Source organism: Rhodoferax sp. RT5P35, assembly GCF_056521385.1.
Map to the genome: position 1 here is coordinate 175,335 of NZ_JBWMAX010000008.1, position 22,538 is coordinate 197,872.

The following is a 22,538-nucleotide window of genomic DNA, read 5'->3' on the forward strand; positions in this document are numbered from 1 at the left end:
ATCGCAGCGCGGTAGTTACAGCGGCTTCACGAACAGGCCGATGCTCAGGCACACGCCGATGCAGACGATGGCGATGCGCAGGTATTTCTCGTTCACCCGGTGCAGCGCCCAGGAGCCGACCAGGCCGCCGACGATGGCACCCGCGCCCAGCACCAGGGCAGGTTGCCAATGCACCTGCGGCGAGGTGATGAACAAGGCCACGGCAGAGGCATTCATCACCCCGGCCAGCGCGTTCTTGGTGGCCCCGGCGTTGCGGGTGGGCAGGCCGGCCATGGTCAGCGCGGCCATCATCAAAAAGCCGATGCCACCGCCGAAGTAGCCGCCGTAAATGGCAATAAAAAACTGCGCCCCCGCCGCACCCGCAGGGCCGATGTGCACCGAGGCCTCCCCCGGCTTGCGAAAGAAGCTACCCCAGGCAAACACCACCGTGGCAAACAGCACCAGCCAGGGCACCAGCCGGGTAAAAATATCCGACGGGGTGTGCAGCAACAACAGGCCGCCCAGCGCCCCGCCCACCACGCTGACCAGCAGCAGCGCCCAAAACGGCAGCGCGCCTGCACCGGTAACCAGCTTGCGGCCCGCCAAACCGGCCGTGACCTGGCCCGGAAACAGCGCCACGGTGGAGGTGATATTGGCCGCCAGCGGCGACATGCCCGACAAAATCAGCGCGGGCAAGGTAACGAACGAGCCGCCACCCGCCAAAGAGTTCTGCAAACCCGCCCAGAGCCCCACCACCAAAATCAAGACAAGCACGCTGGGGACCTTTAAAAAATGTATAAAAAAGCACTCTAGCGCATATATTATCTACGCCATTAGCTATTTATTACATAGCAAAATCAGGCCAGGGCCAAATCCACAATGCCTTGCGCTTCTTTGGCGATGCGGCGCAGATGCTCTTCGCCGTGGAAGCTTTCGCAGTAGATTTTGTAGATGTTCTCGGTGCCCGAGGGGCGCGCGGCGAACCAGCCGTTCTCGGTCATCACCTTCAGGCCGCCCAGGCTGGCACCGTTGCCGGGGGCCGTGGTCAGCACTTTGGTGATGGGCTCGCCCGCCAATTCGGCACTGGTGACCTGCTGCGGGGTGAGTTTGCCAAGCTTCTTTTTTTGTTCCGGCGTGGCGGGTGCGTCGATGCGGTCATAGGCCGGGGCACCGAAGGCATCGGTCAGCAGCTTGTAGGCTTCGCCGGGGTCGCGGCCGGTGCGGCCGATGATTTCTGCCGACAGCAAGGCGGGCACCAGGCCGTCTTTGTCGGTGGTCCACACACTGCCGTCGCGCCGCAGGAAGGACGCGCCCGCGCTTTCTTCGCCCACAAAGCCCAGGCTGCCATCGCACAGGCCGTTGGCAAACCATTTGAAGCCGACTGGCACCTCGTACAGCTTGCGGCCCAGGCGGGCCGCCACCCGGTCGATCATGTTGCTGCTGACCAGGGTTTTGCCGATGCCGGCCTGTTGGCTCCAACCGGGGCGGTTCTGGAACAGGTAGTCGATGCACACGGCCAGGTAGTGGTTGGGCTGCATCAGACCGACACTGCGGGTAACGATGCCATGGCGGTCGTGGTCGGTGTCGCAGGCAAAGGCAATGTCGTATTTGTCTTTGAGCCCGATCAACGAGGCCATGGCGTTCTTGCTGGACGGGTCCATGCGGATGCGTCCATCCCAGTCCACCGACATGAAGCGGAAGGTGGCATCCACCTGCTCGCTCACCACACTGAGGTTCAGCGCGTATTTCTCGGCAATGCGGGCCCAGTAGTGCACGCCCGCGCCGCCCAGCGGGTCCACGCCCATGCGCACGCCCGCGCCGCGGATCACATCCATGTCGATCACATTGGCCAGGTCGGCCACATAGTGGGTCACGTAATCATGGCGGTGGGTGGTGTCGGCGCGCAGGGCCTGGGCGTAGGGCATGCGCTTTACGTCCTTGAGGCCGGTTTCCAGATGCACATTGGCGGCTTTTTCGATCCAGCCGGTGACATCGCTATCGGCCGGGCCGCCGTTGGTGGGGTTGTACTTGTAACCACCGTCTTCGGGCGGGTTGTGCGACGGGGTCATCAAAATGCCGTCGGCCAGGCCGGTGGTACGGCCCTGGTTGTAGACCAGGATGGCGTGGGACACGGCCGGCGTGGGCGTGTATTCGTCGCCCTCGGCCAGCATCACATGCACGCCGTTGGCGGCCAGCACCTCCAGCGCGGTAGCGCCGGCGGGCTCGGACAGGGCGTGGGTGTCGATACCCAAGAACACCGGGCCGGTGATGTTGTTAAGTGCCCGGTACTGGCAGATGGCCTGGGTGATGGCCAGCACGTGCTGTTCGTTGAAGCTGCTGTGGAAAGCGCTGCCCCGGTGGCCGGAGGTACCAAACGCCACACGCTGGGTGCTGGTGCCCGGATCGGGTTGCAGGCTGTAGTAAGCGGTGACCAGGCGTGGCAAATTGACCAGCATGGAAAGCGGTGCGGTGTGACCGGCTAGGGGGCTATGGGACATGGAGGGTTCCATTTCTTGTGTTGGGTGTGTCTCGCGTGGCCTGCACGGCGGGTGTGCAGGCTGCAATATTGAACCACACGCGCCTGGCAGTTTGGGCTTGTTACACGGCCTTACCTGGTTAATTTAAAGCGCTTTGGAGGGCGGGCAGACACGCACTGTGTAAGCTCTGCCGCCCTGCTCCGACCAATGGCTATCGATTACTTTTTTCCAGGAGCCACCATGGCAAGTGCTATCCAATATATAGCTTCTAGCGTACTGTCTATCTGCGCGGGAGCCTCTTTTTCTTCTGAAAGCATGTGCACGCAACAGTCGGGCAAAAACCGGCTACCGGTGGTGGAGCTGTACACCTCGGAGGGCTGCAGCTCCTGCCCGCCTGCCGACCAGTGGCTCAGCCACCTCCAGGGCCAAGCGGCGGTGGTGCAAGCCTTCCACGTGGGGTACTGGGACCAGTTGGGCTGGGTGGACCGCTTCGCCACGCCCGCGCATACCGTGCGCCAACGCCAGGTGGGTGCCTGGAACCAGTTGGCTTCGATCTACACGCCGCAAGCCGTGCTGAACGGCAAAGACTGGGCGCGCTGGGGCGGCAATGTGGCGGACACAGCCGCTGAGCCGGGGCTGGCCAACATCAGCCTGCACCAACTGGGCCCCGACCAGTTCGAGGCGCTGGTCACGCCGGTGGCCGGTGCGCCAGGCCGCTGGTCGGCCTACTGGACGGTGACCGAGAACGGCTACAGCTCCAAGGTAAAAGCGGGCGAGAACGCGGGCGAATTTTTGCAGCACGACTTTGTGGTGCGCCAGTATGTGGTGGCAGGGGTGTACGCCAGCAATGCCAGCACGGCACAGAAGCTGGCGTTTCGCAGCATCGCCCGCAGCCCGGACCATCCCCGGCAGGTGAATCTGGTGGTGTTTGACCCGCAAACCGGCAAAACGCTACAGGCCATCTCAGCTCCTTGCTGAGTCACCCCTTCCTGAATCGAAAGCTACACCTTGCGCAGCACGTAACCGATGCGCGGAAAGTGCACGTGCACCGTGCCTGCCCGCGCATCCACCCGGCGCAGCGTAAGGTGCATGCGGGTGGCGGCGACCAGCTCGCCCTCGGTCACCTCCAGGCCAAAGCTCTCGGCGTGCACGCGCACCTGGCTGCCCAAAGGAATGCCGTGGTCGTCCTGGAACATCTCGTCGGCCAGGGCCAGCGGCGTGGCGGCTGCCGCCACGGCTATCGCGTCCGCAGATTTCATCCGCCCCGCCTCCTCTTGGGCGAACGCCGCCATGCGGTCCATCCAGGCCAGCACGCCCGGGGTGGCATCCAGAATGCCTGCAATGCGGGACACATTCACGCGGGTGAACCACAGCGGCGCGTAGGCCGCGAAATCGGCCAGGCAAGGTGTATTGCCGACCAGAAAGGCCTGGTCTTCCAGCATGGTGGCCAGGCGGCGCAGGTAGGATTTGTAGGCGGTGGTGGCGTCATTCACCCGCAGGCGCGGCGCGATGCCGCCCATCTTGGCCCGGTCGTCGGCAAAAGCCTGGGCAAAGCCGGGCGGTGCCTGGGCAAACAACTGCGCCGCGCCGTCGGGCTGGAAGTTGTAGGCCATGGCGGTACCAAACAGCGTGGTGTCGGCCCACTGCGCCAGCACCCGCGCCAGGCCCTTGTGGCTAGCGGGCGACAGGGATGGCGCGGGCTGGCGGTGTTCCAGCACGTCGCAAATCAGGGCGGTATCGCAGTAGATGTCGGCCCCGATTTGCAGGATGGGGGTTTTGCGGTAGCCGCCGGTGAGCGCCTCCACATCGGGCTTGGGCGCTATGGGCGGGATGTTGACCGACTGCCAGGCCAACTGCTTGAAGGCCAGCACGCGGCGGATCTTTTCGGCGAAGGGCGAGGTCTTAAAGTGGTGCAGGATCAGATCGGCCATCCGGGTCTCCGTTATTTTTGCTTGGAATTCATCCGCGAACGCAGGTAAATCAACACCGCCCCCAACACCGCCGCAATGCCGCCACCCACCACCAGTGCCAGCCCCAGGTCATCGTCGGCGCGCTGGGTGAACAGGCCCAGCACCAGGGTCAGCAGCCCGCCGTACAGCAGGAGCCAAATGGCGTTTTCGACCCGGCGAATAGTTTTTTCAGTGAACATGGCCGCACTGTAACCCCGTGACGCACCGTGCGCCATATTTACAAGAAATAGGCCCCTAGCGCAGGTGGAATATGCGCTAGTAGCTATTATTTCTATAGTACTTCAAACACACCCGCAGCGCCCATGCCACCGCCAATGCACATCGTCACCAGCACCCGCTTGGCGCCGCGCCGCTTGCCTTCGATCAGCGCGTGGCCGGTCAGGCGCTGGCCGCTCACGCCGTAGGGGTGGCCCACAGCAATCGCGCCGCCGTTCACGTTCAGTAGCTCGGCCGGGATGCCCAGCTTGTCGCGGCAGTAGATCACCTGCACCGCGAAGGCTTCGTTCAGCTCCCACAGGTCGATATCGCTGACCTTCAGGCCAAGTCGTTTCAGCACCTTGGGGATGGCAAACACCGGGCCAATGCCCATTTCGTCCGGCTCGCAACCCGCCACCGCAAAGCCCAAAAACCGGCCCAGCGGCTGCAGGCCGCGCTGGCTCGCCAGGGTTTCGTTCATCACCACCACGGCACCGCCGCCGTCGGAAAACTGGCTGGCGTTACCGGCTGAAATCAACCCACCCGGCATGGCCGAGCGCAGACCGGCAATGCCCTCAGCCGTGGTGCCATCGCGTATGCCTTCGTCCTGGCTGACGGTAACTTCCTTGGTCATCAGGCCGCGCACCTTGTCGGCCACGCCCATGGTGACGGTGATAGGCGCAATCTCGGCGGTGAACAGCCCGGCGGCCAGGGCAGCTACAGCTTTTTGCTGGCTGGCCGCGCCGTAGGCGTCCATCTGCTCGCGGCTGATGCCGTAGCGCTGCGCCACCAGCTCGGCGGTTTGCAGCATGTTCCAGTAAATCTCGGGCTTGTTTTTGACCAGCCAGGGGTCGGTGAGCATGTGGGTGTTCATCTCTTGCTGCACGCAGGAAATGCTCTCCACACCGCCCGCCACGTACACGTCGCCCTCGTTGGCAATGATGCGCTGCGCGGCCATGGCGATGGTTTGCAGGCCAGACGAACAAAAGCGGTTCACGGTGACACCCGATGTCGTTACCGGGCAGCCTGCGCGCAGGGCAATCTGGCGGGCGATGTTGGCCCCGGTGGCGCCCTCGGGCGTGGCGCAGCCCATGATCACGTCATCGACCTCGGCGGCTTCAATGCCTGCACGCTGGATGGCGTGCTGCACGGCGTGGCCACCCAAGGTGGCCCCGTGGGTCATGTTGAAAGAGCCCTTCCAGCTTTTGGCCAGGGGGGTGCGGGCGGTGGAAACGATTACGGCGGCGGTCATGTTCTTTATTCCTAGTTTGAAGGTTCTATAACTACGCAACTCCTGGCTACAGTCTGAACGCACGCCTACCAGAAACACCGCAGAACTGGCTTTGCCAGGCTGCTGGTGTTGTCCCCTGCAAGGGGGTTGGCGAAAGATGCGAAGCACTGTAGCCTGGGGGTTTACAAAGTTCCGCCGTCGGCGGCAAGCTGAGCCAGCAGGGGCGCGGGGGTCCAGAAGGCGGCATCGTCCAGCGGGTTCTGGGCGAAGCGCTGCATGGCCTGCACCACGTTGAACAGCCCGATCTCATTGGCGTAGTGCATGGGGCCACCGCGGTGAATCGGGAAGCCGTAGCCGGTGAGGTACACCATGTCGATGTCGCCGGATTTGGAAGCAATGCCCTCCTCCAGAATGTGCGCGGCCTCGTTCACCATGGCAAACACCAGGCGCTGCACGATTTCTTCATCACCAATCTTGCGCGGCGTTAGCCCCAAACTGGCCCGGTGGTCCGCCACCATCTTCTCCACCAGCGCGCTAGGCATCGCATCGCGCTTGCCCGCCTGGTAGTCGTACCAACCCGCGCCGGTTTTCTGGCCAAAGCGACCCAACTCGCACAGCAGATCGGCTGTCTTGCTGTACTTCAGGCCCGGCTGTTCCACTACCTTGCGCTTGCGGATGGCCCAGCCGATGTCGTTGCCCGCCAGGTCGCCCATGCGAAACGGCCCCATGGCCATGCCGAACTTTTCCAGGGCCTTGTCTACCTGGGCCGGGGTGCAGCCCTCGTCCAGCAAAAAGCCCGCCTGGCGGCCATATTGCTCGACCATGCGGTTGCCGATGAAGCCGTCGCACACGCCGGACACCACGGACGTTTTCTTGATCTTTTTGCCCAGCGCCATCACCGTGGCCAGCACGTCCTTGGCAGTCGCCTTGCCGCGCACCACTTCCAGCAGCTTCATCACATTGGCGGGGCTGAAGAAATGCGTGCCCACCACGTCTTGCGGGCGCTGGGTGAAGCTGGCGATCTGGTCCAGGTCCAGCGTGGAGGTGTTGCTGGCCAAAATCGCGCCAGGTTTCATCACGCGGTCGAGTTCCTGGAACACGGCTTTTTTGACGCCCATGTCTTCGAACACGGCTTCGATCACCATGTCGGCATCCTTCAGGTCGTCGTAGCTGAGCGTGGTGCTCAACAGGGCCATGCGCTGCTCGTACTTGTCTTGCTTGAGCTTGCCCTTGGTGACCTGCGATTCATAGTTCTTGCGGATGGTGGCCACGCCGCGTTCCAAAGCTTCGGGTTTGGCCTCCAGCATCTTGACCGGAATGCCTGCGTTCAGGAAGTTCATGGCGATGCCGCCACCCATAGTGCCCGCGCCGATAACCGCTATGCTGTTGATAGCGCGCTGGGCTGTATCGGCAGGCACATCGGGTATTTTGGAGGCAGCACGCTCGGCCGCGAACAGGTGGCGCAGGGCGCGGCTTTCCGAGGTCATCATCAGGCCCATGAAGGTGCTGATTTCAAAAGCCATGCCTGCTTCAAACTTCTGCTTTGTCGCAGCCTCTACCGCGTCCACGCACTTCAGCGGGGCCGGGTAGTTCTTTGCCATTCCCTTCACCATGTTGCGCGCGAACTGGAAGTAGGCATCGCCCTGCGGGTGCTTGCATTTCAGGTTGCGCACTAGCGGCAAGGGACGCACGTCGGCAATGGATTGGGCAAAGGCCAAGGCTTCTTCCAGCAGCGATTCGGGCGACGTGGCCAATTTGTCAAACAGCTTTTGGCCCGGCAGCGATGCCAGCAGCTCGCTTTTCACCGGTTCGCCGCTGACGATCATGTTCAGCGCCACTTCCACGCCCAGCACCCGGGGCAGCCGCTGCGTGCCCCCCGCTCCGGGGATCAGGCCCAGCTTGACCTCGGGCAGCGCCACGTTACAGTCGGGCGCGGCGATGCGGTAGTGGCAACCCAAGGCAGTCTCCAGCCCGCCGCCCATACAGACAGAGTGGATGGCAGCCACCACCGGCTTGGCCGAGTGCTCGATAGCCAAAATCATGCTCAGCAGGTTCGGCTCCTGCATGGCCTGAGGCGTGTCGAATTCCTTGATGTCCGCCCCGCCCGAAAAAGCTTTGCCTGCACCGGTCAGCACCATCGCCACCACCGCCGCATCGGCATTCGCCTGTGCCAGCCCGGCGGTCACCGCGCGGCGGGTCGCCAAACCTAGGACATTCACTGGCGGGTTGTTCAGCGTAATCACAGCAATGTTGCCGTGGACTTGGTAAAGAACGGGGGAGGAAGGGTTGGGAGCCGTCATGCGTACACCTCGAAGTTGGAATAGAACGATCGTTCGATTTTTATTCTAGGGGCTCAACCGGAGTTAACCTCTGCTGGTTTGTCCCAGTTGGGACAGGATTTACAGCCCTAACCACTCGGCGCAAAGCGCCTTGTCCGCACGCAGGTTTTCGGGCGCACCGTTACACACCACCTGCCCCCGCCCCATCACCAGCACCCGGTCGGCCACGTCCAACGCGAGCGCCAGTTTCTGCTCCACCAGCAACACAGCCACACCCTGGGCTTTCAGCAGGCGCAGGGCAACCGCTACCTGCGCCACCACCTGCGGGGCCAGGCCTTCGGTGGGTTCGTCGATGACCAAGAGCTGGGGGTTGCCCATCAGCGCGCGGGCCAGGGCCAGCATTTGCTGTTCGCCGCCCGAGAGCACGCCGCCGGGGGTGTGCTCTCTAGCCTTGAGTTGCGGAAACAAGGTGTAGACGGCATCGAAAGTCCACGAACCGCTGCCTTTTTTACCCAACAGCAGATTGTGGTGCACGCTCAGGCGCGGAAAGATGTCGCGGGCTTCGGCCACATAGGCGATGCCTTGCTGGGCGATGGCAAACGGTAGCTGACCCACCAGTTGCTGGCCGCGCCACAGGATGGAACCCTCGCAGCGCACCAGGCCCATCAACGCTTTGGCGGTGGTGGAGCGGCCTGCGCCGTTGCGGCCCAGCAGAGCCACGGTTTCACCGGGCAAGATGGCGAACGACACGCGGTGCAACACAGGGGTTTGGCCGTAGAAGGCGCGCAGGTTTTGGACTTGCAGCATCAGGCCACCTGCCCCAGGTAGGCGGCCTGTACCAGCGGGTTGAAGCGCACCGCCTCGGGGGTGTCGAAGGCAATGACTTCGCCCGCCACCAATACAGCTATTTTGGCTGCTAGCGCTGACACTACCTGCATATCGTGCTCTATTATCAATAGCGTCCTGTCTTGCGTCACCTTGCGGATGAGCTGCACAAAACAGGCTGCCTCGTGTGCGCCCATGCCGGCCGTGGGCTCGTCCAGTAGGACCACGCTGGCTCCGCCTGCGATGGTGATGCCCAGCTCCAGCGCCCGCTGCTCGGCGTAGGTCAGGTGGGCGGCCTGCACATCGCGTTTGCCGCCCAGCTGCACTTGGGCCATGACCTGCTCGGCCCGTTCGCGCACGTCCTTCAGGCTATTCAGCAACCGCCAAAAGCTATAGCCGTACCCCTGACTCCACAGCAAGCTGCAGCGCAGGTTTTCAAACACGCTGAGGCGAGCAAACAGGTTGCTGGTCTGGAAGCTGCGCGACAGTCCTGCGCGGTAAATTTCGAATGGTTTTTTGCCGTGGATAGGCTGGCCGTGCAGCAGAACCTGGCCGCTGCTGGGGGCGATGCGGCCACTGATGAGGTTAAACAGCGTGGATTTGCCCGCGCCGTTAGGGCCGATCAAGGCCACGCGCTCGCCTGTGGCTACCGAAAGATCCGTGCCCTGGATGATCTGCGCCGGGCCGAAGCTCTTGCGCAGGGCAATGAGTTGCAGCGCGGGGGTCATTTGCGCAGTCCCAAAAGCACGCCTGCCGCCAAAGCCGCAGTGGCCCCGGCCCAGCTCAGCCCGCTGGTCGCATCCAGCGCCAGGCCCATGAAGCGCAACTCCGGCCCCAACGCCGCCCGCAGCTGCAGCTGGTAGACCATCTCCACCATGGCCGCAAACCCGGCAAACGCCAATGACCAGGCGGCGTACCGAGGCACACTGCGCCAGCGCAGGTGCCCGGTCAGACTGACCATTCCACCAGGCATCCACACCACCATGGCAATAAACACCAAGCCCACATACAGCAGCCAGGCCCTGGTAATGCCGCTGAGCAGTACGTTCGCCAACACCATCAGCACGGCACCCAGCACCGGGCCGAAAAAATGGCCCGAGCCGCCCAAAAAGGTAAACAGCAAATACGCCCCCGAGCGCTGGCTGCCCAGCACGTCGGCAGTCACCGTCTCGAAGTTCAGCGCCGCCAGCCCACCACCGATGCCCGCAAAAAATCCGGCGATAACCACCGCCATGCAGCGTATCCGCCGCGTATCAAAGCCCACAAATTCCACCCGCTCGGGGTTGTCGCGCACCGCGTTCAGCATGCGGCCCAGGGGCGTGAGCGTGAAGGCGAACATCAGCGCGGTACACACCAGGGTGTAGGCCGCGACCAGGTAATAAACCTGTATCTGTGGTCCGAAAGTGATGCCGAAAGTGGCCGTGCCCGCCACCCGGTTGCCCGACACTCCCGCCTCGCCACCAAACACCTGCGGCAGCAGCCAGGCCAGCGCCGCCACCAGTTCGCCCAGGCCCAACGTCACCATGGCAAAGGTGGTGGCCGACTTTTGCGCAGTCAACCAGCCCAGCAACAGCCCCGCCATGGCCCCGGCCAGCCCGCCCACTATGGGCACCAGGCTGACCGGCAGCACGCTGGCGTTCAGTGCGTGGATGGCGGCAAATGCACCCAGGCCGGAATAGAGGGCGTGGCCAAAACTCAGCATGCCCCCCTGCCCCAGCAGGATGTTGTAGCTCAGGCAAACGATGGCGGCGATGCCGATTTGCGTCAGCAGGTTCAGGCCCAGGCTGCTGCTGAAGACCCAGGGCGCGGCCAGCAGCACCAGGGCGCATGCGGCCCCTGCGGTCTTAATCTGCATGCCGCCCCCAAAGCCCGTGGGGGCGCACCAGTAATACCAAAATCAAAAGGGCGTACGGCAGCAGCGGCGCAAACCGGCTGATGGAATCGAAGCCCACCGCAAACGTCTGCAGCACACCGATCAGCAACGACGCACCCAAGGCCCCGGCCAACGACCCCATGCCGCCCACCACGACGACCACAAACACCACCGAGCCCACCGTGGCCGCCATGCCCGGTTCGGTGACGAAGGCATTGCCGCCCACCACACCCGCCAGCCCGGCCAGCGCCGCACCGCCGCCAAACACCAGCGTGCAAATGCGCGGCACGTTATGGCCCAGGGCCTGCACGGCATCGGGATGCGTCAGGGCGGCCTGTACCACCAGCCCGGTGCGGGTACGGGTGAACAGCAGCCACAGCGCCAACCACATGCCCAGCGCCACCAGCACCATAAAGACCCGATAGGCCGCAAACGGCGTGCCCCACAGCGTGAACAGCGGCCCGGCCAGCGCCGACGGAATGCGGTAGTCCACCGGGCCGCGCCCCCACACCAGTTGCACCAGCTCACCCAGCACCAAGGCCAGGCCAAAGGTCACCAGCATCTCTGCCTTGTGCCGATCGGGGCCATGGGCCTGGACGCGGCGCAGCACGGTGCGTTCAAACCCCGCGCCTACCAGGCCCACCAGCAGCGGGGCCAGCAGCAGCGCGGGCCAGAAGCCCAGCACCCCCGTCAGGCTGTAGGCCGCATACGCGCCCAACATGTAGAAGCTGGCGTGGGCCAGGTTCAGCACGCCCAGCATGCTGAAAATCAGCGCCAGGCCCGCGCTCAGCATGAACAGCAGCAAGCCGTAACCAAGGCCGTTCAAGAGCGAAAGGGTCAAAAACTCCATGGGATGGGCACCAAAGGCAGGGCCATCCAGCCAACGGGCCGCGGCACCATGCAGCGGCGGCAAAGTGTAGCCCGGCATAGCGCAGGGCCCCAGGGCACCGGCCAGCGGATTGCCGCCTAAAAAACAAGCAAAAAGAGCCGCCAGCGCATATTTTATATACGCTAGCAGCTCTTTTTTATGTAGCAAACATCCTTGCGGCCAGGGCCGCCTGCATCAGCCCAGCTTGATCGCCATCGGGTCGGCGGTCAAATAGCCCACTGCCGCGCCAAAGCGGTCGTTGTAGTTGGCGCGCACCAGCGGGTCCAGGGTGGCTTGCACCTTGCCGTGCAGCGCGGGAATCCAGTCACCGGCGTGTTGGAAGTTGCTCATGATGTAGGTCCAGCCGTTGATTTCGTCCACCGCGTGCAGGCCAGTGGATTCCGCGCCTGCGGGGGTGGACAGCACGCGGCTCAGGGCCTTGGTGTCGACGTTGTAGGCCCACAGGTAGTTGTTGACGTGCAGGCTGGTGTCTTCGCCGATGAACAGGGTACGCAGCTTTTCCGAGAACTTCAGGTTGTCGGGGTTGGCGATTTTGTCGATGTGGGCCAGGTTGCCCATGCCATCGGCGGCAATGTCTTCCCCGGCCAGCAGGGTTTTGGTGGCGACGGGCACCCAGTCACTGCGGATAGCTTCGCCCAGAATGTCTTTCTGGCCGCCCACCAGCTTGTGCTCGATCACGGCACCGGCCACCAAGGCCTTTGGCAGGGCGATACCGCTGCCTGCCGTCCAGCCCTTGCCGCCCTTGACCATGGATTCCTGGATGTAGGACAGCGCGGAATAGGCCACCTTGTCCTTGATGTTGACAGTCGTACCTTCCATCTTGGTAAAGGCCATGGTGCCGCCCACCAGACCGGCGTAGCGGTGGGTTTCCAGGAAGGCAGCGGCTTTTTCCATGCCGGGCTTGACCTTGATCCAGTTGGGCACGCCGCTCAAGAACACCTGGGTAAAACTGGCATCTTTGGGGTCGTCCTTGCGCACGTCCATGATGTCGGCGGGCTTCAGGGTATTGGCCATCTGCTCGATCTCGGCGCTGGTGGCGTGGCCCAGTTTGACCCAGTACACGCCCACTGCCGCTGCGGTCGGGTTCACCGAGAAGCCGGTGTCCAGGCTGGCCACGTACAGGGTGCCGGCGGACAGGTCTTTTTCGCGGTCGGCCACAAACATGAACAGACCGCCGTTGGTGAAGTCGTCGCCCATCAGCGCAGTGCGGTTGTCGGGCATGACCTGGATCAGCTCGTGCGATATGCGGCCCAGGCAGTAGTGCTTTTTGATGGTGCCGGTACCGTCGGGGTTGACGGTGACTTCCGGCAGGTGTCCGTAGTGGTAGGGGTTGGCCTTGTTTTCATCGCCAAACACGTTCTTGCTGAAGGCCTTGAAGTGCTTGACTTCGCCAATAAAGGGCGCGTTGGGCTCGTACTCTTCGCTGGACAAATGCGTGTTCCAGGGCGACAGGCTGGCACCGCAGGTGATCCACAGGCCGTGGGCGCTGGAGGTGTCCACGTTGTGGTACTTGACCAGGCTGAGCTGGCCGGTTTTGGGATTTTGGTCGAGCGTGAGCACGGCGATGGGCGACGGCAGCGTGCCGTAGGCATCGGCGCCCTTTTGGTCGCGGGTGGTGTATTCAAACTGCACCACGGCGAAGACGGTGTTGCCTTTGACACCGGGCACATTCGGATTGGCCAGGGTCAGCAGCGAGCTGCCATCGGGGCAGTCGGAGAAGAAATGGCGCTCTTTGCCGGGCACCGAGCGGTCCAGGATGGGCTGGTTGCGGATATCAAAGTAGCCACCGGCCAGCACCTTGCCGCCCTTGCCGTCCGGCACCATGTCGCCGGTGTTGAAAAACGGCTGGTAGGCTAATTTGTAGCTGCGGGTGCTGTTGTCGCTGTAGGCCACGTTGAGGGTAGAGCCCACGGCCATGGTGGCCATGGCCGCTGGATTCGCCAGGGTGGGCGCGGCCATGCCGGTGAAAGTGGCCGACACGAAACCGGCGCTGGACGGAGCGGTGGTGGCGCAACCGGACAAGAACGAGGTGGTGGCAAATGCGCCCAAGGGCAGCATCGGCGCAGTAGCCAAAAATTTCAGCGCGCTGCGGCGCGAAGCGATAGAAACATCAGACATGGTGGGGTTCCAGGAAGTGGGGGATACATCAGACTTTTGGGCGGATCATAAGAACGGGGTGTGACAATTTTTTGACAAAACCCAGACACACCGCCTGAACCAAAAATTCAGGACAAAATCGAGCTCCAGCGCAATATATAAATGCGCCAGTAGCTATGTTTAACGGAGCACGCAGACGCTCCACAGCCCACCGCACCCCACACCGCCGCACAGCGGATAATCTGCGGGTTTGCCCTTTCTTTCCTATCCACATCCAAGCCAGGCCCCCATGACTGCTATCCGCCAAGCCGATCTGATCGAATCCATCGCCGCTGCCCTGCAGTACATCAGCTACTACCACCCCACGGACTACATCGCCCACCTGGCCCGCGCCTATGAGCGCGAACAGAGTGCGGCGGCCAAGGACGCGATTGCCCAAATTCTGACCAATAGCAAGATGAGCGCCACCGGCCAGCGCCCGATCTGCCAGGACACCGGCATCGTCAACGTCTTCCTCAAAGTGGGCATGGACGTGCGCTGGGAAGGCTTCACCGGCAGCCTGGACGATGCCATCAACGAAGGCGTGCGCCAGGGCTATGCCCACCCCGACAACACCTTGCGCGCCAGCATCGTGGCCGACCCGCAGTTCGACCGCAAGAACACCAAGGACAACACCCCCGCCGTCATCCACACCGAGATAGTGCCTGGCAACACTGTGGACATCACCGTGGCAGCCAAGGGCGGCGGCTCTGAGAACAAAAGCAAGATGGTCATGCTCAACCCCGGCGACTCGGTGGTCGACTGGGTGCTGAAAACCGTGCCCACCATGGGTGCTGGCTGGTGCCCGCCCGGCATGCTGGGCATTGGCATCGGCGGCACGGCCGAAAAAGCCGTGCTGATGGCCAAGCAAAGCCTGATGGACGACCTGGACATGTACGAGCTGCAGGCCAAGTCGTCGGCGGGCGGCGCGCTCACCAAGACCGAGGCGCTGCGCCTGGAGCTGTTCGAAAAAGTCAACGCTTTGGGCATTGGCGCGCAAGGCCTGGGCGGCCTGACCACCGTGCTGGACATCAAGATCAAGATGTACCCCACCCACGCCGCCAGCAAGCCCGTGGCCATGATCCCCAACTGCGCTGCAACCCGCCACGCCCACTTTGTGATGGATGGCAGCGGCCCGGTGTACCTGGACCCACCCAGCCTGGATCTGTGGCCCAACGTCAACTGGACCCCCGACTACAACAAGAGCAAAAAGGTCGACCTGAACACCCTGACCAAGGCCGAAGTCGCCAGTTGGAAACCCGGCGACACCCTGCTGCTGAACGGCAAGATGCTCACCGGCCGCGATGCCGCCCACAAGCGCATCCAGGACATGCTGGCCAAGGGCGAGAAGCTGCCGGTAGATTTCACCAACCGCGTCATCTACTACGTCGGCCCGGTCGATCCAGTGCGTGACGAAGCCGTGGGCCCCGCCGGCCCCACCACCGCGACCCGCATGGACGGCTTCACCGAAATGATGCTGGCTGAGACCGGCCTGATCTCGATGATCGGCAAGTCCGAGCGTGGCCCGGTCGCCATCGAAGCCATCAAAAAGCACAAGAGCGCCTACCTGATGGCCGTGGGCGGTGCCGCCTACCTGGTCAGCAAGGCCATCAAAACCGCCAAGGTCGTGGGCTTTGCCGACCTGGGCATGGAAGCCATCTACGAATTCGACGTGGTGGACATGCCCGTGACCGTGGCTGTGGATGCAGGCGGCACCAGCGCGCACATCACCGGCCCGGCAGAGTGGCAAAAGCGGATTGCCACGGGGGAATTCAAAAATATCGGAGTCGTAGCGGCTTGAAGGCCACCGAGCGCCGCGCCGGGCCGCCCCAAGCAAGCGAGCACCCCCTCGGGGGGCAGCGCAGTACACGCAGTGACCAGCGTGGGGGCAACAATGCCATCGGGGTATTTGACAGCGGCATCGGCGGCTTGAGCGTCTTGCAGGCGCTGCAGGCTGCGCTGCCGCTGGAGCATTTCGTCTACCTGGACGACAGCGCCTACGCGCCCTACGGAGAGCGCGATGGTGCGCACGTTGTCAATCGCTCCGGCGCCATCACCACCTACCTGCGGGAAACGCACAACATCAAGGCCTTGGTGATCGCCTGCAACACCGCCACCATGGCCGCAGTCGCCCTGCTCCGCGCCGAACACCCGGGCCTGCCCATCGTGGGCGTAGAGCCGGGCTTGAAGCCAGCAGCCGCCGCCAGCCATACCAAACGCGTGGGCGTGATCGGTACGCGCGGCACCGTCACCAGCGCCAAGTTCAAGGCATTGCGCACCAGCCTGCAAGACCAGGCCGACTTCGTTGTGCAGCCCTGCGACGGCCTGGCCGATGCCATCAGCCGCAGCGTGGAAACCGGTGATGACTCAAAAATAATAGCACTCTGCGCAGAATACACCTACGCCATGGGTCGATTTGGCTCAAACCCGGGCGAGATCGATACGCTGGTGCTGGGCTGCACCCACTACGTCTTCGCGCAGGCCCATCTGGCCGAGTTGGTGGGCCCGCAGGTGCAGATTTTGTCCACTGGCGAACCGGTGGCACGGCGTACGCAGTCTTTGCTGGAAAGCGCTGGCACCTTGGCAACCCAAGGGCCGGGCCGGGTCCAACCCGTCACCACCGGCGAGCCCGGCGTGCTGCAAGCCGCCGCCCGGCGTTGGCTGGGGTTTGCCACCGAGGATGCGGTGCGCTGGGTGGCCTAATCCCAGGCGTCGTGCCGCGCCCGCCGCTCCTGGCGGTAGTTGGTCACTTCCAGCCGGATTCCGTCGGGGTCGGTGAAAAACGTGGCCCAGTAGTCGGGCGCGTATTCCGGGTACAGCCGGGCCGGTGTGGCATCCAGGCCCGCCGCGCGCAGTTGCCCGGCCACCGCCTGCACGTCAGCCACCGTGTCCACCCGCAGGCAAAAATGGTGCAGACCTGGCGCATACGGGTCGTGCGGCACGCCACTGCGCGCCGGACGCAATACAAAGCCGAAGTGGCGGTTGAAGTACTGGATGTGCGGATCAACGCCTAAGACAAACGCGTTCTTGCGAAAGCCTAAAGCGTCCACCAGCACCTGGTCGTAAAACGGCTCGGCGCACGCCAGGTCAGACACGGTGATGTAGATGTGGTCTATACCGGTTGCTTCAGGCATGGTGAACTCCTCAGTGGGTCAAACGGCAGCCGGGCCATCCACGGCCTTGCTGTACGCAAAAAACACGGTGTCACGCACCCATCCAAGCGACTCGTACACCGACTGCGCGGCCAAATTCGTCTTGGCCGTAGTCAGGTCCATCCGCGCCACGCCCTGGCTAGCCGCGTACTGCTCCGCCGCCTGTAACAGCGCCCGGCCCGCGCCGGATTTGCGCGCGTCCGCAGCCACGTACAGGTCGTACAGCACGTAAATGGGCGCAGCCGCCACAGAGCAGAACGAAGGATAGAGCTGGCAAAACCCCAGCAACCGACCGCCGTCGCCCTGTGCCACGAGGATGGTGGACTCGCCATTCACCATGCGCGCCTGGATGAAGGCCGTAGCCCGCGGCAGATCAGGCAGCTGGTCGTAGAACTGGCGGTAAGCATCGAACAGCGGCGCGATGGCGGGAAGGTCGTGCAGTGTGGCGGGGCGGATCGGCATCGGTACAGCGTAGAAATCGGGTTAAAAATACCACTTTAGCGCATATTCCACCTGCACCAGCAGCTACGCATTCCGTAGCAGTCCTGCCGTTAGCGCGTAAGGCAAGTTGGCGCGGGGGTAAATCCATCGTAAAGGCCTGCCGCGCGGAGCGGAGCCCGTGGGCCTACGGGCTAATATGCACGCGGTATGCGCCCCACCACCACTTTCCCTCTTTCCCGACCATGAACCAACGCACTTTTATACGCACCCAAACAGGCCTGTCCGGGCCGGGCTACCTGGGCTTGGTTTTGCTGGTGGTTGCCGCTGGCGGTGGGGGCTGGTGGTGGGGGCAACACCACAGTGCGGCGGATGCCAGCGCGGTGGCGGCTCCGGCCAAATCGGCCAGCGCGCCGGGTGTTGGTGGTGCAGGTGGCGCAGCAGGCGGGCGGCGCTTTGGCGGGGCCAGCAATGTGCAGCCGGTGTCGGTGGCCACCGTCCAGCAGCACGATGTGCGGGTGCTGGTGTCGGCCATCGGCAATATCAGCGCGCTCAACACCGCCGTGGTGCGCTCGCAAGTGGCAGGCGTTTTGCAGGCGGTGCGTTTTACCGAGGGCCAGCAGGTCAAGGCCGGGCAGGTGCTGGCCGAGATCGACCCGCGCAGCTTCCAGGTCGCGCTGTCGCAGGCCCAAGGCAGCCTGGCGCGCGACCAGGCCCAGTTGCGCAACGCCCAGCTGGACCTGGCCCGCTACCAGGATTTGCTGGCCAAGGACTCGATTGCCAAGCAGCAGGTGGACACGCAGGACGCGCTGGTCAAGCAGCTGCAGGGCACGGTGCTGACCGACCAGGCCCAGGTTGACAGCGCCAAACTGCAGCTCTCGTACACCCAGGTGCGTGCGCCCATCGCCGGGCGGCTGGGCTTTCGGCAGGTGGACGTGGGCAATATGGTGCAGACCAGCGACGCCAACGGCCTGGTCAGCATCACCCAGACCCAGCCGCTGAACGTGGTGTTTGCTGTGCCCGAGGCCAATGTGGCGCAGATCAACCAGAAGCTGGCTGCCAAAGCGCCGCTGGTGGTCGAGGTCTGGGACCGGGCACTCAAAAACAAGCTGGCCGTGGGCAAAGTGGCCAGCACCGACAACGCCATCGACACCACCACCGGCACGCTAAAAGTGAAAGCCCAGTTTGCCAATGCCGACGCCGCGCTGTTTCCCAACCAGTTTGTCAACGTGGTGCTGCAGCTGGGCACATTGAAAGATGCCATGGTGGTGCCGTCTGCCGCCGTGCAGCGCGGCGCGCAGGGCACGTATGTGTACGCCGTGAAGGAAGACGGCAGCGTCACCGTGCGCCGCATCCAGCTGGGTGCCACCGATGGCGACGGGGTCAGCGTGCGGGGCGATATCTCGGTGGGCGAGAGGGTGGTGACCGACGGGGCCGACCGCCTGCGCGAAGGTGCCAAGGTAGAGGTGATTGCCGCCCCGGCTGCCGATACGGGCAAGCGCCAGAAATCTGAAACAAATACGGCTCCAGCGCAGGCAGCGTCTGCACCAGTAGCTACAAAATCCGAAGCACCCGCTGCCCCACAGAAAACCGCTCCCGCCAGCGAAACCACCGCCGAGGAGCGCCCCCGCTGGCTGGACCGCCTGCCGCAGGATGTGCAGGACAAGTTCCTGAAGATGTCGCCCGACGAACGCAAGGCCTTCATCGAACAAAGGCGCGAACAACGCCGGCAAAAAGAAGCCTCAGGTGGATAGATTGAACACCCCCAGGCTTGCCCACTTTGTGTGGCCGCCCACCCCCTTGCAGGGGGCAACCCTGGCGGCCCGGCAAAGCCGGTTCCGCGGCGTTCTGGCCTGGCCGTTCGCACCTTATGCGCCGTAGGGATCTCCAGTGAACCTGTCCAGACTTTTCATCCTTCGCCCGATCGCCACGTCGCTGCTGATGCTGGCCATCCTGATTGCCGGGCTGCTGGCCTACCGGCTGCTGCCGGTGTCCGCCCTGCCCGAAGTGGACTACCCCACTATCCAGGTCACCACGCTGTACCCCGGTGCCAGCCCGGACGTGATGACATCGTCGGTCACCGCGCCGATGGAGCGCCAGTTTGGCCAGATGCCGGGGCTGGCGCAGATGTCGTCCACCAGCTCGGGCGGTGCCTCGGTGATCACGCTGCGCTTCTCGCTGGAGATGTCGCTGGACGTGGCCGAGCAGCAGGTGCAGGCCGCCATCAACGCCGGTAGCAACCTGCTGCCCAGCGACCTGCCCATGCCGCCCACCTACAGCAAGGTGAACCCGGCGGATGCGCCCATCCTGACGCTGGCCATCACCTCGCCCTCGCTGCCGGTGATCCGCGTGCACGACCTGGTGGAAAACCGGCTGGCCCCGAAGCTGTCGCAGGTCGAGGGCGTGGGCCTGGTGGCGCTGGCCGGGGGCGGTCGCCCCGCCGTGCGCATCCAGGCCGACCCAGGCAAGCTGGCCGGTGTGGGCCTGGCGCTGGACGATGTGCGCACCGCCATTGCCGCCGCCAACACCAACCAGGCCAAGGGCAGCTTCGACGGCCCGCTGCGCGCCTCGACCATCGACGCCAACGACCAATTGCGGTCCGCCGCCGAGTACAGCAACCTGGTCATCGCCTTCAAGAACGGGGCGGCCATCCGCATGAAGGACGTGGCGAACGTGGTGGATGACGCAGAGAACATCCGGCTCGCCGCCTGGGCCAACGCTACCCCCGGCATCATCCTGAATATCCAGCGCCAGCCCGGTGCCAACGTGATCGACACCGCTGACCGCATCAAGGCCCTGCTGCCCAAGCTGCAAGCCACCCTGCCCGCCTCGCTGGATGTGCAGATCCTGACAGACCGCACGGTGACCATCCGCGCCTCGGTAGACGACACGCAGATGGAGCTGCTGTTGGCGATTGGCCTGGTGGTGGCCGTTATTTTTGTGTTCTTGCGCAGCGGCTCGGCCACACTGATCCCGAGTCTGGCGGTGCCTTTGTCGCTGGTGGGCACCTTTGGCGTGATGCACCTGGCCGGGTTTTCGATCAACAACCTGACCCTGATGGCGCTGACCATTTCCACCGGCTTTGTGGTGGACGACGCGATCGTGATGATCGAGAACATCGCCCGCTACGTGGAGCAAGGCGAGAAGCCGTTTGACGCGGCGCTCAAGGGTGCCAAGCAGATCGGCTTCACCATCATTTCACTGACGATTTCGCTGATTGCGGTGCTGATTCCGCTGCTGTTCATGGGCGATGTGGTCGGGCGGCTGTTCCACGAGTTCGCGATTACCTTGGCGGTATCCATCCTGATTTCCGCAGTGGTCTCGCTCACCTTCACGCCCATGCTGTGCGCGCGCCTGCTCAAGCACACGCCCGAGGAAAGCCATGGCCGCATCTACCAAGCCACCGGTAAATTTTTCGACAGCCTGATCCGCCGCTACGGCGTGGCTCTGCACTGGGTGCTGGCACGCCAGGCGGGCACGCTGATCGTATTTGTGCTGACCGTTGTGCTCACTGGCTGGCTGTACTTTGTAGTACCCAAGGGCTTTTTTCCGCTGCAGGACACGGGTGTCATCCAGGCCATGACCGAGACCGCGCAGAGCAGCTCGTTTGCAGCCATGGCGGACCGGCAACAGGCGCTGGCCGCGGTGATTTTGCAAGACAGCGCGGTGCAGAGCGTGTCGTCCTTCATTGGCGTGGACGGGGTGAACACCACGTTGAACCAGGGCCGAATTCTGATCAACCTCAAGCCCAAGGCCGCACGCGACGCGTCGGCCAGCGCCATCCTTCGCCGCCTCAGCGATGCCAGCCGTAAGGTGTCGGGCATCACGGTGTACATGCAGCCGGTGCAGGACCTGACCATCGAAGACCGCATCTCCAAGACCCAGTACCAGTTCCTGCTGTCGTCGCCGAGTTTCGACGAGCTCAACACCGGTGCCGCCGCGCTGCTGGAGCGCCTGCGCAGCCTGCCGCAACTGGCCGACGTGGGCAGCGACGTGCAAGACAAGGGCCTGCAGGCCTATGTTGAGATCGACCGCACCGCGGCCGGGCAGTTGGGGGTGACGGTGGCGGCCATCGACACCGCCCTGTACAACGCCTTTGGCCAGCGGCTGATTTCCACCATCTACACCCAGTCCAACCAGTACCGCGTGGTGCTGGAGGTGGGGCCGCAGGACCGGCTGGGGCCGCAGGCGCTGTCCCGGCTGTATGTGCCCGGTGCCAACGGCGTGCAGGTGCCGCTGTCGAGTGTGGCCAAGGTGCAAGAACGATCCGCCGCGCTGGCGGTGAACCACGCGGGGCAGTTTCCGTCGGCCACCATTTCCTTCAACACCGCGCCTGGCCATTCGCTAGGCGATGCGGTCAGCGCCATCCAGGCCGAAGAAGCGGCGCTGCAGCTGCCCGCCAGCATCGAGACCAGCTTCCAGGGCGCGGCGCTGGCCTTCCAGGCATCGCTGAACAACACTTTGCTGCTGATTCTGGCGGCCATCATCACTATGTACATCGTGCTGGGTGTGCTGTACGAAAGCTTCATCCACCCAGTGACGATTTTGTCCACCCTGCCCTCGGCGGCGCTGGGTGCGCTTCTGGCGCTGCTGGTGTTCCGGCTGGACCTGGACATCATTGCCATCATCGGCATCGTGCTGCTGATCGGCATCGTCAAGAAGAACGCCATCATGATGATTGACTTCGCGCTGGATGCCGAGCGCGAACAAGGCCTGAGCCCGCGCGCCGCCATCCACCAGGCGTGTTTGCTGCGTTTTCGGCCGATTTTGATGACCACCCTGGCCGCGCTATTGGGGGCCTTGCCGCTGATGCTGGGCACCGGCGTGGGCAGCGAGCTGCGCCATCCGCTGGGCGTGACCATGGTCGGTGGATTGATCGTCAGCCAGCTGCTGACGCTGTTCACTACGCCGGTGATTTACCTGGGCTTTGCGGGTTTGGCCGAAAAATGGCGGGCGCGATGACCGGCGGGAATGTAGCCAATAGGGGTCAGATCCCAATTGCGCGCAGAGTGTTTGCGGTTCGAGCACGACACTTCCCGCATTTGGGCTCTGCCCCTTATTGGCGGGTTGGCGTTAACAACCACCCCCGGTTTG

At 63.7% G+C, this 22,538-nt stretch carries 18 protein-coding genes; 5 read left to right on the forward strand and 13 right to left on the reverse strand.

Annotated elements, in window-relative coordinates; all coding sequences use genetic code 11:
- Positions 1–15: 15 nt before the first annotated feature.
- Complete coding sequence (locus AC097L_RS14660) at positions 16–753, reverse strand: sulfite exporter TauE/SafE family protein (protein WP_479587180.1); 738 nt, start codon at positions 751–753, stop codon at positions 16–18.
- 83 nt (positions 754–836) lie between these two features.
- On the reverse strand, positions 837–2,477 hold the full coding sequence (gene pgm / locus AC097L_RS14665; protein WP_479587182.1) for a phosphoglucomutase (alpha-D-glucose-1,6-bisphosphate-dependent): 1,641 nt from the start codon (positions 2,475–2,477) through the stop codon (positions 837–839).
- Positions 2,478–2,771: 294 nt separating this feature from the next.
- Between pgm and AC097L_RS14670 the strand changes: the two genes are divergently transcribed.
- On the forward strand, positions 2,772–3,434 hold the full coding sequence (locus AC097L_RS14670; protein WP_479587184.1) for a DUF1223 domain-containing protein: 663 nt from the start codon (positions 2,772–2,774) through the stop codon (positions 3,432–3,434).
- Between the two features lie 23 nt (positions 3,435–3,457).
- On the opposite strand, the gene AC097L_RS14675 is transcribed toward AC097L_RS14670, so the two are convergent.
- The 9 genes from AC097L_RS14675 to AC097L_RS14715 form a co-directional block, all read right to left on the reverse strand.
- Positions 3,458–4,387, reverse strand: coding sequence for a glutathione S-transferase family protein (locus AC097L_RS14675; RefSeq protein WP_479587186.1), 930 nt, complete (start codon positions 4,385–4,387; stop codon positions 3,458–3,460).
- Between the two features lie 11 nt (positions 4,388–4,398).
- Positions 4,399–4,605 (reverse strand): hypothetical protein, encoded by a 207-nt coding sequence (locus tag AC097L_RS14680; protein WP_479587188.1) that lies wholly within the window; start codon positions 4,603–4,605, stop codon positions 4,399–4,401.
- A gap of 92 nt (positions 4,606–4,697) precedes the next feature.
- Entirely contained in the window at positions 4,698–5,873 is a 1,176-nt protein-coding gene (locus AC097L_RS14685; protein WP_479587190.1) for an acetyl-CoA C-acyltransferase, read from the reverse strand.
- Between the two features lie 161 nt (positions 5,874–6,034).
- Positions 6,035–8,152 (reverse strand): 3-hydroxyacyl-CoA dehydrogenase NAD-binding domain-containing protein, encoded by a 2,118-nt coding sequence (locus AC097L_RS14690; protein ID WP_479587192.1) that lies wholly within the window; start codon positions 8,150–8,152, stop codon positions 6,035–6,037.
- Between the two features lie 99 nt (positions 8,153–8,251).
- Positions 8,252–8,938: an ABC transporter ATP-binding protein gene (locus AC097L_RS14695; protein ID WP_479587194.1), complete on the reverse strand. Its 687-nt coding sequence runs from the start codon at positions 8,936–8,938 to the stop codon at positions 8,252–8,254.
- Positions 8,938–9,684: an ABC transporter ATP-binding protein gene (locus AC097L_RS14700; protein ID WP_479587196.1), complete on the reverse strand. Its 747-nt coding sequence runs from the start codon at positions 9,682–9,684 to the stop codon at positions 8,938–8,940. The genes AC097L_RS14695 and AC097L_RS14700 overlap by 1 nt, the downstream gene beginning before the upstream one ends.
- The gene (locus AC097L_RS14705) at positions 9,681–10,811 is read right to left on the reverse strand and encodes a branched-chain amino acid ABC transporter permease (protein ID WP_479587198.1); all 1,131 of its coding nucleotides are present in this window, start codon (positions 10,809–10,811) and stop codon (positions 9,681–9,683) included. The genes AC097L_RS14700 and AC097L_RS14705 overlap by 4 nt, the downstream gene beginning before the upstream one ends.
- Positions 10,801–11,679 (reverse strand): branched-chain amino acid ABC transporter permease, encoded by an 879-nt coding sequence (locus tag AC097L_RS14710; RefSeq protein ID WP_479587338.1) that lies wholly within the window; start codon positions 11,677–11,679, stop codon positions 10,801–10,803. The genes AC097L_RS14705 and AC097L_RS14710 overlap by 11 nt, the downstream gene beginning before the upstream one ends.
- Positions 11,680–11,892: 213 nt before the next feature.
- Positions 11,893–13,836 (reverse strand): PhoX family protein, encoded by a 1,944-nt coding sequence (locus tag AC097L_RS14715; RefSeq protein ID WP_479587200.1) that lies wholly within the window; start codon positions 13,834–13,836, stop codon positions 11,893–11,895.
- 268 nt (positions 13,837–14,104) lie between these two features.
- Here AC097L_RS14715 and AC097L_RS14720 point away from each other — a divergent pair, with 268 nt between their 5' ends.
- Together AC097L_RS14720 and murI are read left to right on the forward strand one after the other, a co-directional pair.
- Positions 14,105–15,655: a fumarate hydratase gene (locus AC097L_RS14720; protein ID WP_479587202.1), complete on the forward strand. Its 1,551-nt coding sequence runs from the start codon at positions 14,105–14,107 to the stop codon at positions 15,653–15,655.
- A 98-nt stretch (positions 15,656–15,753) separates the two neighbouring features.
- Positions 15,754–16,557, forward strand: a complete 804-nt coding sequence (murI, locus tag AC097L_RS14725; protein WP_479587339.1) for a glutamate racemase — start codon at positions 15,754–15,756, stop codon at positions 16,555–16,557.
- Here murI and AC097L_RS14730 read toward each other — a convergent pair.
- Together AC097L_RS14730 and AC097L_RS14735 are read right to left on the reverse strand one after the other, a co-directional pair.
- Positions 16,554–16,988, reverse strand: coding sequence for a VOC family protein (locus AC097L_RS14730; RefSeq protein WP_479587204.1), 435 nt, complete (start codon positions 16,986–16,988; stop codon positions 16,554–16,556). The genes murI and AC097L_RS14730 overlap by 4 nt on opposite strands.
- Positions 16,989–17,006: 18 nt before the next feature.
- Positions 17,007–17,468: an N-acetyltransferase family protein gene (locus AC097L_RS14735; RefSeq protein WP_479587207.1), complete on the reverse strand. Its 462-nt coding sequence runs from the start codon at positions 17,466–17,468 to the stop codon at positions 17,007–17,009.
- A gap of 221 nt (positions 17,469–17,689) precedes the next feature.
- On the opposite strand from AC097L_RS14735, the gene AC097L_RS14740 reads away from it, so the two are divergent.
- Together AC097L_RS14740 and AC097L_RS14745 are read left to right on the forward strand one after the other, a co-directional pair.
- Positions 17,690–19,198: an MdtA/MuxA family multidrug efflux RND transporter periplasmic adaptor subunit gene (locus tag AC097L_RS14740; protein ID WP_479587209.1), complete on the forward strand. Its 1,509-nt coding sequence runs from the start codon at positions 17,690–17,692 to the stop codon at positions 19,196–19,198.
- A gap of 136 nt (positions 19,199–19,334) precedes the next feature.
- A complete protein-coding gene (locus tag AC097L_RS14745) occupies positions 19,335–22,406 on the forward strand; it encodes an MdtB/MuxB family multidrug efflux RND transporter permease subunit (protein WP_479587211.1) in 3,072 nt (1,023 codons plus the stop codon).
- Positions 22,407–22,538: the final 132 nt, after the last annotated feature.